The sequence below is a fragment of the Sinorhizobium fredii genome (assembly GCF_002944405.1).
In the GTDB taxonomy this organism is placed as follows: Bacteria; Pseudomonadota; Alphaproteobacteria; order Rhizobiales; family Rhizobiaceae; genus Sinorhizobium; species Sinorhizobium fredii_C.
This window is the reverse complement of the sequence record NZ_CP024310.1, coordinates 624980-637513: the sequence shown is the minus strand read 5'-3', so window position 1 is coordinate 637513 and position 12534 is coordinate 624980. Positions and strand designations below refer to the sequence as shown.

At 63.3% G+C, this 12534-nt stretch carries 13 protein-coding genes; 4 read left to right on the top strand and 9 right to left on the bottom strand.

The window, feature by feature from the left end:
* The first annotated feature begins 109 nt into the window (after positions 1–109).
* The 3 genes from NXT3_RS26745 to NXT3_RS26735 all read left to right on the top strand — a co-directional run bounded on the left by NXT3_RS26745 (position 110) and on the right by NXT3_RS26735 (position 2370).
* Positions 110–577 carry a VOC family protein gene (locus tag NXT3_RS26745; RefSeq protein ID WP_104841008.1) on the top strand — a complete coding sequence of 156 codons (468 nt, stop codon included), beginning with the start codon at positions 110–112 and terminating at the stop codon, positions 575–577.
* A 184-nt stretch (positions 578–761) separates the two neighbouring features.
* Positions 762–1679 carry an aldo/keto reductase gene (locus NXT3_RS26740; RefSeq protein WP_097525828.1) on the top strand — a complete coding sequence of 306 codons (918 nt, stop codon included), beginning with the start codon at positions 762–764 and terminating at the stop codon, positions 1677–1679.
* Between the two features lie 34 nt (positions 1680–1713).
* A complete protein-coding gene (locus tag NXT3_RS26735; protein ID WP_097525827.1) occupies positions 1714–2370 on the top strand; it encodes a DUF6064 family protein in 657 nt (218 codons plus the stop codon).
* 12 nt (positions 2371–2382) lie between these two features.
* On the opposite strand, the gene NXT3_RS26730 is transcribed toward NXT3_RS26735, so the two are convergent.
* The 7 genes from NXT3_RS26730 to NXT3_RS26700 form a co-directional block, all read right to left on the bottom strand.
* Positions 2383–3282, bottom strand: coding sequence for a carbohydrate ABC transporter permease (locus tag NXT3_RS26730; protein ID WP_037419151.1), 900 nt, complete (start codon positions 3280–3282; stop codon positions 2383–2385).
* Between the two features lie 10 nt (positions 3283–3292).
* Complete coding sequence (locus tag NXT3_RS26725) at positions 3293–4225, bottom strand: carbohydrate ABC transporter permease (protein WP_037419148.1); 933 nt, start codon at positions 4223–4225, stop codon at positions 3293–3295.
* Positions 4226–4323: 98 nt separating this feature from the next.
* A complete protein-coding gene (locus NXT3_RS26720) occupies positions 4324–5640 on the bottom strand; it encodes an ABC transporter substrate-binding protein (RefSeq protein ID WP_097525974.1) in 1317 nt (438 codons plus the stop codon).
* A 148-nt stretch (positions 5641–5788) separates the two neighbouring features.
* Positions 5789–6856 carry an ABC transporter ATP-binding protein gene (locus NXT3_RS26715; RefSeq protein ID WP_097525826.1) on the bottom strand — a complete coding sequence of 356 codons (1068 nt, stop codon included), beginning with the start codon at positions 6854–6856 and terminating at the stop codon, positions 5789–5791.
* A gap of 70 nt (positions 6857–6926) precedes the next feature.
* Entirely contained in the window at positions 6927–7703 is a 777-nt protein-coding gene (locus NXT3_RS26710; RefSeq protein ID WP_097539063.1) for an SDR family oxidoreductase, read from the bottom strand.
* Position 7704: 1 nt separating this feature from the next.
* Entirely contained in the window at positions 7705–8688 is a 984-nt protein-coding gene (gene denD, locus NXT3_RS26705; protein WP_037419141.1) for a D-erythronate dehydrogenase, read from the bottom strand.
* A 33-nt stretch (positions 8689–8721) separates the two neighbouring features.
* A complete protein-coding gene (locus NXT3_RS26700) occupies positions 8722–9498 on the bottom strand; it encodes a FadR/GntR family transcriptional regulator (RefSeq protein ID WP_104841007.1) in 777 nt (258 codons plus the stop codon).
* 263 nt (positions 9499–9761) lie between these two features.
* On the opposite strand from NXT3_RS26700, the gene NXT3_RS26695 reads away from it, so the two are divergent.
* Positions 9762–10697 carry a DUF817 domain-containing protein gene (locus NXT3_RS26695; RefSeq protein WP_234819751.1) on the top strand — a complete coding sequence of 312 codons (936 nt, stop codon included), beginning with the start codon at positions 9762–9764 and terminating at the stop codon, positions 10695–10697.
* Positions 10698–10799: 102 nt separating this feature from the next.
* Here the strand turns inward: NXT3_RS26695 and NXT3_RS26690 are convergent, their stop codons facing one another.
* Together NXT3_RS26690 and NXT3_RS26685 are read right to left on the bottom strand one after the other, a co-directional pair.
* Positions 10800–11477, bottom strand: a complete 678-nt coding sequence (locus tag NXT3_RS26690) for a 3-oxo-tetronate 4-phosphate decarboxylase (protein WP_097525824.1) — start codon at positions 11475–11477, stop codon at positions 10800–10802.
* A gap of 18 nt (positions 11478–11495) precedes the next feature.
* Positions 11496–12497: a LacI family DNA-binding transcriptional regulator gene (locus tag NXT3_RS26685; protein ID WP_097525823.1), complete on the bottom strand. Its 1002-nt coding sequence runs from the start codon at positions 12495–12497 to the stop codon at positions 11496–11498.
* Positions 12498–12534 lie beyond the last annotated feature (37 nt).

Genomic DNA, 12534 nt, shown 5'->3' with positions numbered 1-12534 from the left:
TGCCGGCGGAGGCAACGGGCGATCAGACGAAGATTCTTGCGCTCAGTCTGTCGGCTTCCGGCAAACCGGAACGTCCTTCGGCAATCGAACATCTCGAGGAGCTTATTCGATGGCCAAGATCGTCTCACATCTCTGGTTTGCCAAGGAAGCTCGCGACGTTTCGACAATCCCGAACTCCACCATTTCGGGCGAGACGGCCGTGCCGGCGGAGACCCCGAGCGGCCCTCCCGGCAGCGTCAAGGTGATCGAGTTCACGCTGGAGGACCAGAATTTCATCGCGCTCGAAGCCGGGCCGCTCGATCCCTTCAACCACGCCTTCTCGATCCTGGTCGAGTGCGACAGCCAGGATGAAATCGACCGCATCTGGGACGCTTTCCTCGCCAATGGCGGCGAAGCCGAACAATGCGGCTGGCTGAAGGACCGATGGGGCCTTTCCTGGCAGATCGCACCGCGCGTCCTGGGAGAGATGATGTCCAGTCCCGACCGCGACCGGGCCAAACGCGCAACCGAGGCCATGCTCGGCATGGTGAAGCTCGACATCGCCGCGCTCGAACGCGCCTTCAGCGGAAGCGCCTGAGCGTCGGCTCTCTGCACCGATCACGACTTCGTGGCTTCAGCGCTGTGGCAAGCGGGTTCATTATGCGCCCGATGCTACAGCGCCGCGTCTTATCAGCGCACCTTGAATGGCTGCATGCTTTTGTCCTCAAATCGGCTACGATCTAGGGCAGCATGCAGGAGTAGGCTTTGCGAAGGGGCGACCGATGAAGATCACTCGGCGCGCGACCATTCAGGGGCTTGGCATCGGCGCATTGCTGCCGTTCGCGCCGCGACTGGCGGTTGGCCAGCCGGCCGGCATTCTCACGAGGCCGATTCCGTCAAGCGGAGAACCGATCCCGGTGGTCGGTCTCGGCACCTGGATCACCTTCAATGTCGGCGACGACCCGGTGCTCATGGAGGAATGCGCCGCGGTGATGGCCGCCTTCTTCGAGGGCGGCGGCCGCATGATCGATTCCTCGCCGATGTACAGTTCCTCGCAGCCGACGATCGGTTACGGTCTCCGTAAGCTCGGCCATCCGGAGCGCCTGTTTTCCGCCGAGAAGGTGTGGATATCGGATGCGGGACAGGGAAGCGCGCAGATCGCGGCGTCGCGCGCCTATTGGGGCGTCGACAAGTTTGACCTCATGCAGGTGCACAATCTCGTCTCCTGGGAAGACCACCTGCCGGCTCTCCTTGAAATGAAGGCGGCAGGGCAGTTGCGCTATGTCGGCATCACGACATCGGAAGGGCGCAGACACCGCGAGATCGAGAAGGTCATGGCGAGCCAGCCAATCGACTTCGTCCAGGCGACCTACAATATCCTCGATCGCGAGCTCGAGCAGCGCATCCTGCCTCTTGCCCGGGAAAAAGGCCTCGCCGTCATTGCCAACCGGCCGTTCCGGGAGGGTAATTTGATCCGCCAGATCGAGGACGAGCCGCTGCCGGAATGGCTCGCAGAGACGGGCGCACGCAACTGGGCGCAGTTCCTCTTGAAATTCATCATCTCCCATCCGGCGGTCACCTGCGTCATCCCGGCGACCACCCGGATCGATCACGTGCGGGAAAACCTCGAGGCCGCAGGCGGCGTCCTGCCGGACGAGAAGCTGCGCCGGCGCATGATCGACTATGTGGAAGCGCTGTGAGCGGCCGCTCGGCTCCTGACGGGAAGCGTGGCTGATGTCCGAATGGGGGACCTACACGCTCGCCGACTTCCTGATGTTCTCGCCGCGCGTCTATTTCCGCCTCATCGAACGCTACAATCAGGAATTCTGGCCGCTTCAGCTTGTCTTCATCGCAGGCGCGCTCGCCCTGCTCGTTCCGGCAGCCCTGCAGGCGTCCCGCGCCCGGATTGCGGTTCTCCCGCTCTTCGCCCTGGCATGGGCCTTCTGCGCCTGGCAGTTCCTGTGGACGCGCTATGCCAGCATCAACTGGGCGATGTCCTATGCTGCCGCTGCCTTTTTTCTCCAGTCAGGATTGCTGGTTCTGGCCGCCCTCCTGCCGCGCTCGCCCACCAACTCAGGCGGCCTGCGTCATCACGGCGGCATCGCCCTCGCCGTTTGCGGCCTGCTCGCCTATCCCTTCATCGCCCTTGTCGCAGGCCGTCCGCCCGCCACGGCGGAAACCTTCGGGATGATGCCGGATCCGACGGTTGCAACGACCTTTGGCGCCATGCTGATGGTCGGGCAAAAGAAGCTGTGGCTGCTTCTGCCCATCCCGATCCTGTGGTGTCTCTATAGCGGGCTCACCCTTTGGGCCATGGAGGACCTGGGCGCCCTGGCGCCGTTTGCCGCGGTCCTCGCCATCCTTGTCTTCCTCGTTGCGGGCAAGCGATGATAGGTGAGACCGTCACTCCTTGACCGCGCCGGTCATCGACGAGACGTAATAGTCGACGAAGAACGAATAGAGGATGACCACCGGCAGCGAGCCGAACAGCGCGCCGGCCATCAGCGCGCCCCATTCGAACACGTCGCCGCGCACCAGTTCCGTCAGCACGCCGACCGGCACGGTCTTGTTCTCCGACGATTGGATGAATGTCAGCGCATAGATGAACTCGTTCCAGGACAGCGTGAAGGCGAAGATGCCGGCCGATATCAGGCCCGGCACGGCAAGCGGCAGGATGATCCTGACGAGGATCTGCCAGCGCGTCGCCCCGTCCACCAGCGCGCTTTCCTCGAGCTCGAAGGGGATCGAGCGGAAATAGCCCATCAGCAGCCAGGTGCAGAACGGGATGAGGAAGGTCGGATAGGTGAAGATCAGCGCCAGCTTGGAATCATAGATGCCGAACTTGAAGACGATGAAGGCGAGCGGAATAAACAGGATCGACGGCGGCACCAGATAGGCGAGGAAGATCATCAGCCCGACCGGCCGCGAGCCGGTGAAGCGCACCCGCTCGATCGCATAGGCCGCGAAGATCGACGCCGCCAGCGAAAGGATCGTCGAGCCGACGGCGACCAGCATCGTGTTCCATAGCCAGCCGGGATAGGAGGTCTCGAACAGCAGGTATTTGATGTGGTCGAGCGTCGGGCCGACGACCCAGAAGGGACTGTAATTGTTGTAGTCGGTGAGCTGTGAATTCGGTTTCACCGCCGTGATCGCCATCCAGTAGAACGGGAACAGCAGCACGAAGACGAAGACCGCCATCGGCAGGTAGAGAGTAACGATCCGGCGCGGCAGACGGTTGAGATAGCTCATCCCCTCGGCGGTATCGGTGAGGACCTCGTCCGGTATTCTCGTGGTCGTGTTCATCTTTTCCTCCTCAGTCCTGTCCGCCCTGCTGCCACTTGCGACGCTGCAGGCCGAAGAAGCTGAACATGATGGCGGCGAGCAGGAATGGCACCATGGCGACGGCGATCGCCGCGCCCTCGCCGAGCTGGCCGCCCGGAATGCCACGCTGGAAGGAGAGCGTCGCCATGAGATGGGTGGCGTTCACCGGCCCGCCCTTGGTCAGCACGTAGATGAGCTGGAAATCCGTAAAGGTGAAGAGCACCGAGAAGGTCATCACCACGGCGATGATCGGGGTCAGCATCGGCAGCGTAACGTAGCGGAAGCGCTGCCAGCTGGTGGCGCCATCGAGCGAGGCGGCCTCCTGCAGCGAGGCGGGGATTGTCTGCAGCCCGGCAAGCAGCGAGATCGCCACGAAGGGAATGCCGCGCCAGACATTGGCGGCGATGACCGAGGCGCGCGCATTGGTCGGATCGCCGAGGAAGTTGATCGGCCCGTCGATCAACCCGAGCTGCATCAGCGACCAGGAAATGATCGAGAACTGCGAATCGTAGATCCACCAGAAGGCGAGCGCCGAAAGCACCGTCGGCACCACCCAGGGAAGAAGGACGATGGCGCGGAAGAAGGATTTGAACGGCAGGTTTTCGTTGAGCAGCAGCGCCAGCCACAGGCCGAGCGCGAACTTGAGGATCGACGCCACGAAAGTATAGAGCAGCGTATTGAAGACCGAGAGCCAGAAGACCGAATCCCGTGCCAGGAACGCGTAGTTCTCTAGGCCGATGAAGATGCCATCGCGGCCGATGCGGGTGTCGGTGAAGCCGAGCCAGACGCCGAGCCCCAGCGGATAGGTGAGGAAGCAGATGAGAAAGACGGCGGCCGGCAACATGAACAGCAGGCCGAGCACATTGTTGTTCTGCATCAGCGAAGCCATGGCAGATGGCGCCTTTCCGGACGACGTGATGGACATCGAATTTCTCCGACCAGGAAATGGGTTCAGAAGCAGAGCCGGCGGCCTCGCCGCCGGCGTCATCGGTGGTCGCGGCGTCCGACAGCCGCCACGAGGGATCAGACGCGATAGTAGCGGTTCGCCCGTCGTTCGGCCTCGACAACGGCGTCCTCGGGCGTCATTTGGCCGGTCACTGCGGCTGCGAACATGTCGACCAGGACGTAATCCGCCATAACGCCTGCCGAGGCATAGCCGAGCGGACCGGCATAGCCGTTCGGCCGAAGGGTCTCGGAGGCCTTGGCATAGGGCGCATGGATCGGGTCGGAGGTCCAGACCGGGTTGTTGGCGAAGGCCTTCAGCGGCTGGCAGCAATAGGCACTCGAGCCCTGTATCCAGGCATTCATCTGGTCGGCCTCCATCATGAACTTGATATAGGCCTTGGCCGCTTCCGGATATTGGCTGTGGCTGAAGAGCAGGATCGAGCTCGTCTGGTGAAGCTCGACGCTCTGGCCGACCGGGCCGATCGGGAAGTTGGTGGTGCGGATATCCGCCGCCAGGTCGGCGAGCGCCGCGTCCTTCTTGGCAGCATAGTAGAGCGAGACGCCGTTCGCCGTCAGCGATACCTGGCCGGCGAGGAAGGCGCGGTTGTTGTTGATGTCGAGCCAGCTTTCCGTGCCCGGAATGAAGGTCTCGTAGAGCTGCTTGGCGTAGTTGATCGCCGCCAGCGTCTCGGGGCTGTTGATGGTGACCTTGCCGCCTTCGTCGACCATCTTGCCGCCGTGGCTCCAGAGCAGCCAGTGGGCGTAGTTGTTGCCGTCGCCGACCGCCTTACCGTGCGGGAAGCCGGCCGGCGTGCCCTTGGCCTTCATCGCCTTGCAGAGCTCGAGGAAGCCTGCCGTGTCCTTGGGGAATTCACTGAAGCCCGCCGCTTTCATATGACTGTCGCGGTAGCAGACGGCGTTGCCGATCGCCGTCAGCGGCATGGCGATGAACTTGTCGTCACGAGTCGCATAGCCCTTCACGCCGTCGTACCAGCCGCCATATTTGTTGCCGAGGTAATTGGCGAGTTCGGTGACGTCGACGAGCTTGTCCGGATATTGATGCGCATCGTCGAACCAGCACATCACCATGTCCGGGCCGGAGCCGACATTCGCGGCGACGGCCGCCTTCGGGCGAATGTCTTCCCAGCTTTCCTTGTCAATGCGGACCTCGACGCCGGTTGCCTCGGTGAACTTCTTGGTGTTGGCAAGCCAGGCGTCCTCGTCGCCCTTGACGAAGGGCGTCCACCTCAGAAGCCTGAGGCTTGCGCCTTCTTCCGGCTTGTAGCTCGGCTCGGCGGCTTGCGCGAAGGATGGGCGGATCCCGAGCGGCGAAAGCCCCGTTATACCGGCAATCGCCGCGGAACCTGCGAGAAAGTCACGTCTCTTTATCGGCATTTGGTACTCCTCCTTAAAACAGCGGGAGCATTTCTTCCGCCATTCGCCGTCCCGCTTGGCGAATGCGGCGACCCCGATGCCTGGCATTGCCTGGCATCACCCGCGCGGCATCGAGGAAGGCTCCTCCCCTTCCCCGTCCGCTCGGGCATCAGTCGAATAGTCGCCGTCCGGTTTCGGCGTCGAACAGGTGAACATGGGCGCCATCGATCGCCAGGCGGATCGTTTCGCCGGGCTTGGCAGTCACCCGCTCACGAAACACACAGGTCACCTCGTGGCCGCCGAGCCTGGCGATCATCTGAGTTTCGTAACCGGTCGGCTCGATCACCACGACCTCGGCCGGAAGACCGTTCGGGTCGAGCGACATGTATTCGGGCCTAAGGCCATAAACGAGATCGCGGCCGCGGGCGGCCGCAGCAGGCCGGGCGACGGGAAGCGCCGTGCCGTCGGCGGTCATGAAGGCCGTCGGGTCTTCGGAGTGAAGCCGGCCGCGAATCATGTTCATTGCCGGCGAACCGATGAAGCCGGCGACGAAGAGATTGGCCGGATGGTCGTAGAGCTCGAGCGGTGCGCCGATCTGCTCGACGATGCCGTCATGCATGACCACGATCTTGTCGGCCATGGTCATCGCCTCGATCTGGTCATGGGTGACATAGACCGTCGTCGTCTTCAGCCGCTGGTGCAATTCCTTGATCTCGGCGCGCATGGCGACGCGCAGCTTCGCGTCGAGGTTCGAGAGCGGTTCATCGAACAGGAACACCTGCGGATCGCGCACGATCGCCCGGCCCATGGCGACGCGCTGACGCTGGCCGCCGGAAAGCTGGCGCGGAAAGCGGTCGAGCAACTTCGAGAGGCCTAGAATATCCGCCGCCACGCCGACCCGCTTGTCGATCTCGGCCTTCGGCCTGCTTGCCAGCATCAGCGAGAAGGCCATGTTGTCGGCGACCGTCATGTGCGGATAGAGCGCGTAGTTCTGGAACACCATGGCGATGTCGCGATCTTTCGGCGGCAGCCGGTTGACGACGCGGTCGCCGATGCGGATTTCGCCGGCAGTGATGTTCTCGAGGCCCGCCAACATCCGGAGCAAGGTCGATTTTCCGCAGCCGGACGGGCCGACGAGAATGACGAATTCGCCGTCCTCGATCTCGATGTTGACGCCCTTGATGACCGGAAACTGCCCGAAGGATTTCCGGACATCGACAAAATCCACGCCTGCCATTCGCGTTCCTCCCAGAACTCATTCCTGGCTTCGCCACCATCCCTCCTCGTGGACGGGCGAAGGCTTTGATCTATCCGCGGCCGACCAGCGGCATCTTCGTCGCCATCACCGTCATCGTCAGCACGTTTGCCAAAAGCGGCAGGCTCGCCATGTAGACGACCGCATCGGCGACATGTTCAACGGGAATCGTCGGCTCCGCCGCGATCTCGCCATTGGCCTGCAACACGCCGCTGCTCATCTTCTGCGTCATGTCGGTTGCGGCATTGCCGATGTCGATCTGGCCGCAGGCGATGTCGAAGGGCCGCCCATCGAGCGCCGTCGACTTGGTAAGCCCGGTGATGGCGTGCTTCGTCGCTGTATAGGGCGCAGAATTGGGCCGGGGGGTCGTCGCCGAAATCGAGCCGTTGTTGATGATCCGGCCGCCGCGCGGCTCCTGCGCCTTCATCAGCCGGAAAGCCTGCTGGGTGCAGAGGAAGGCGCCGGTGAGGTTCGCGGCAAGAATTCCGCTCCATTGCGCGAACGTGACCTCTTCGAGCGGCAGCGGCGGCACGCTCGAACCGGCATTGTTGACGAGCAGGTCGAGCCGGCCGAACTCGGCCCGGATCGCGTCGAACAGTGCCGCAACCTGACCGGGGTCGCCGACATCGCAGGCGATTGCACGGACAACGCCGCCGCTTTCCGCGGCGATTTCGGCAGCCGCTTTCTCCAATACGTCCGGACGGCGTCCGGTGATAACGAGGCGATAGCCTTCGCCACTCAGCCGCCGGGCAATACCGAGGCCGATGCCGGACCCTCCGCCCGTCACCAGCGCAATCTTTCCCTCGCCCGATCTGTTGCCTTGTGCCATGTCAGATCTTCCCTCCGAGTTCATCCTCGACATGGATCCTGATGATCTCGTCGAAGCTGCTTTCGGCCGTGAAGCCCAGCTCGCGCGCGCGTCGCGCGTCGAAATTCGTCGGCCAGCCGGCGACGATCGCAGCGGTGACCGGATCCGGTTCGCGGCGGATGAGCCCCGCGGCCTTCGGGCCGGCAATGCGCTTCAGCGCCTCGATCTCCTCGCCGACCAGCGCCGACAATCCCGGCATGGTCAGGTTGCGCCGCGGCCCGATCCGGCTCGTATCGATTCGACCGGCATGGACGAAGAAACCGACCGCCGAGCGCGGGCTTGCGAACCAGTGCCGGACGCTTTCGTCGACCGGCAGAACGGCCTCCTGCCCGGCGAGCGGCTCGCGCAGGATGTTGGAGAAGAAGCCGGAGGCCGCCTTGTTCGGCTTGCCCGGCCGGACGCAGATGGTCGGCAGGCGGATGCCGATGCCGTCGAAGAGGCCGCGGCGCGAATAATCGGCAAGCAGCAATTCGCAGATCGCCTTCTGCGTGCCGTAGCTCGTCAGCGGTGTCGTGAAGAACTCGTCGCCGATCCTCTCCGGGAAGGGCCGGCCGAAGACGGCGATCGAGGAAGCAAAGATAACGCGCGGGACATAGCGCTCGCGCTGACCTTCGCTGCGGATCGCCTCGAAGAGCCCCCGCGTCCCGTCGAGATTGACGCGGTAGCCCTTGTCAAAATCCGCCTCCGCCTCGCCCGAAACGATCGCCGCGAGATGAAAGATAACGTCCGGCCGGGTCGCGACGAGCTGCCCGGCGCAGCCTTCCGTCGAGAGATCGAGCGCCAGCGCCGTCGAGATCGCGGAATAGGCCGCGGGGACCGGCGGCTCGATCACGTCGACCAGGGTCAGCCGGCCAATCTCATAGCCGAGGGCGTCCGGCTCCGCCGCGAGTTTCTCGACAAGTTTCCGGCCGATCATGCCGGCCGCACCGATGATCATGACATGCATTCGCGGCGAACCTCCTCGTTCGGCCACATCCGGTCACTCCGGATTGCGCGTACCCTTCTGTTTCTGTTTCCTGCCGTTTCCGTCGACGAGCAGTTCCTTCGTCGTCCGATAAATGTGCATGAGGTGCTGGTGAAAGGCCGCGACGACCGCTTCGCGGTCGTGCCGCCGCAGCGCCTCGAAGATTTCGCTGTGATCCTTGTAGCTGGCCTCGATCGCGCCCGGGCGCGACATGGCGCTGCGCCGGTAGTCCATCATGTAAGTATAAAGGTCCGTCACAAAATCCGAGAGCAGCGGATTGCCGCAGGCCCTGTAGATCGCCACGTGGAACTCGCGGTCGCAGATTAGGAAGCGCATCGCATCGTCGCCGCAGAGTTTTTGCGCCTCGAGCAGGGTTTCGAGCTTCTTCAGCGCCTCTTCGTCGATGTTTTCCGCGGCGTCGCCCACCACCTTCAGCTCGATATGCTGGCGGGCGGCATGGACGTCCTCGAGATCATAGCTGTCGATGGCGTTGGGGGAAGCGATCGTCACGGTGACGTCGCTGAGATCGACATCGGCGACGCGGCTGCGGCTTCCCTGGGAGACCTCGATGATGCCGCGGGCCGCGAGCGTTTGAATGGCACCGCGCACCGTCTCACGGCTGACATGTAGGACGTTGGCAAGTTCCCGCTCGCCCGGCAGTTCGTCACCCGGGCGGAGCATATTCGTCGCCACCAGCACCATCAGCTTGTCGGCAATCATCTCGCGCGCCGTGCGGCGGTCGAGGCTGCGCCCCACTTTCGGCATCTGCGTGAGTATCGGACTGCCAGTCATCGGCGCCACTCCTCGACTGATCCACTGGTTGGTCCACCGGATCAGTCATATGAATAGAGGCGGGAAGAGAGCGGCGGTCAAGGCCAGTTCGTTGCGGCGACGCATCAAAAGAATAGGTTGCTGTTGTGCAATGCGAAATTGAACAGGCGCCAGAGGGCCCCCGAGATGGGGTCTTTAGGAATAGGCGTCCGCTAGCCTCTTGGACACAAAAAAGCGCAAAACTCTCCTCATCGGTTGTAGCGTAGTTCCAGCAACTAGCACGCATGACAGATCAGCCCAAATTCGAACGCTTTGACGATCTCGGCCATGGTCCGACACCGTCCTTGGACGTAGCGCCCGCACGCCGCTTCACTTCGCTTGAGGCGCAGATAGATGCGGCCGCTCACCGAATCCTCGACGCCCTGCCCGCGCACGGCTTCGCAGGTGCCTTGGTTGAATTCACCGTCTTCGGGTTGAAGCAGGCATGGGCGTGCCTGTTCGGCGGACTGCTGCTCGCCCTGATCATCGCCTCTCATCAGTTCTGGCCCGAAGATGCTCTCCTGGCCCGCTATGACTTTCTCTTTCTGGCGGCGCTCGGCATCCAATTTGCAATGCTGGCAGCGAGGCTTGAAACCTCGTCCGAGGCGAAGGTCATTCTGATCTTCCACGTCGTCGGCACGGTCATGGAGGTCTTCAAGACCGCGGCAGGCTCATGGATGTATCCTGAGGAAAGCATCTTCCGGATCGGCGCGGTGCCGCTTTTCTCCGGTTTCATGTATGCGGCTGTCGGCTCCTATCTCGCCCGCATCAGCCGCATCTTCGACATGCGCTACACCCATTATCCGCCGGTCTGGTCGACCGCGCTTCTGGCAGTCGCGATCTATGTCAACTTCTTCAGCCACCACTTCACCATAGACGTTCGCTACGGGCTGTTCGCGGCGACTGCGATAATTTATCTGCGCACTGTGGTGCACTATCGCGTCTTCCGCTTTCGCCACCGCATGCCCTTGATGCTCGGCTTCCTGCTGGTGGCGCTGTTCATCTGGTTCGCAGAGAACATTGCCACATGGTCACGTGCGTGGATCTATCCGTCGCAATCGCACGGCTGGACGCCCGTATCCATCAACAAGCTCGGCGCCTGGTACCTGTTGATGATCATTTCCTTCGTGCTCGTCACGCTGGTACATCGGCCACGCAAACTGGACGAGACGCATCGATAAACCCGGGGGCTGCTCAGACGAGCATCGGCGCACTTGCTCGTAGGCGGCAATGGCAGTTTTCGTGTTTCCTACCGACATTCACCGACGTTGGCAGGCGCAAGCTCAGCCGTGGTCATGCCCTTCGTGATCATGGAGGGACGGAAGATCGAGACCGAAGGTCTTGGCGAGGTCGGTCACCTGGTCCGGGCTAAGATAACGCGGGTTGAGGTTGCGCAGCAGCAGATAGAGCTTCGCCGTCTCCTCAAGTTCCTCGGTGGCGAAGACCGCCGCTTCGAGGCTGTCGCCGGCGACGACCGGGCCGTGATTGGCGAGCAGCACGGAGGAATACTTGCCGGCAAGGCCGCGGATCGCGTCGGCGACCGCCGGATCGCCGGGACGGTAGTAGGGCACCAGCGCCGTTTCGCCGGCGCGCATGAGGTAGTAAGGGGTCATCGGCGGCAGCGCGGCGCGCGGATCGATCTCCGGCAGCATGGTGAGCGCAACCGCGTGGGTCGAATGGAGATGGACGATCGCGCGGGCGCTGCTGCGCGACTCGTAGAGGGCCGTATGGAGCGGTATCTCCTTCGTCGGCTTGTCGCCGGAGACGAGCCTACCCTCGGGATCGAGCCGCGAGATGCGGGCCGGGTCGAGAAAGCCGAGCGAGGCGTTGGTGGGCGTCACCAGCCAGCCGCCATCGTCGAGCCTCAGCGAGATATTGCCGGAGGAGCCAGGCGTCAGCCCGCGCTCGAACAGCGATCGCCCGTAACGGCAGATTTCCTCGCGCAGGCGGCTCTCGGACATGGGGCAGATCCTTTCAATTTAGGCGGTTGCGCCTTCGACCAGCTCGAAGCCGAGATCGACCACCTGGGGTGGCGCGTTGGCAACGACAAGCTCGGCCGCCAACTGCCCCGTCCGGACACGGGGCGTGCGAATGGTCGAGAGCGGCTGCGGCGTCACCCTTCCGATATCGAGGCCGTTATAGCCGAAGATCGCCAGTTGCGAAGGAATCGCGATGCCGCGCGCCAGGCAATGGAAGTAGCCGCCGAGCGCCATGTCGTCGTTCGAAAAATAGACGGCATCGAGATCGGCGTGCCGGGCGAGCAGCCGCTCCAGGCCCAGCCGTCCGCTCTCCACCGACGACGCACCCGAACAGATTTCCCGCCCGACCAGCGGCGTGCCGGAAGAGGCGAGCTTTTCGCAGAAGGCGGCGAAGCGCTTGCCGGCGCGGGTATCGCGTTCGAGGTCATGGCCGACATAGCCGATGCGGCGATAGCCCCGCTTCAGCAGGAATTCGGCACTGGCGCACCCCGCTGCACGATTGGAAAAGCCGACTGCCAGATCGACGGCCGTGCCGTCGACATCGAGCACTTCGGCCACCCGGCAGCCGCTGGCGCGCAGCATCTTCAGCGTCCCTTCCGAATGTTCGAAGCCAGCGAGCATCACTGCCGTCGGTCGCCAGGCGAGCATGGCGGCGACAAGCCCCTCCTCGCGCTGCGGATCGTAGTCGGTCACCGAAAAAACGGCCTGATGCCGGTTCGCCTCCAAGACGCCGCTTGCCCCGCGCAGCACGTCGGGGAAGACGATGTTGGAGAGCGACGGAATGACGAAGGCGACGAGCCGCGATCCGGCGGAAGCAAGCGTTCCGGCAATCCGGTTCGGCACATAGCCGAGCCGCTCGACGGCCTCCATCACGCGCTCCCTCGCCTTGCGCGAAAACGAACCCTCGTTTCTGAGGACGCGCGAAACCGTGCTTTCGCCTACGCCGGCGGCCGCGGCGACCTCGGCAAGCGTGACCGTGCTGTGCTTGAAATCGAAATCCACGTCCGACTCCACTCTCCCGCTGCGGCCGCCCCATCGC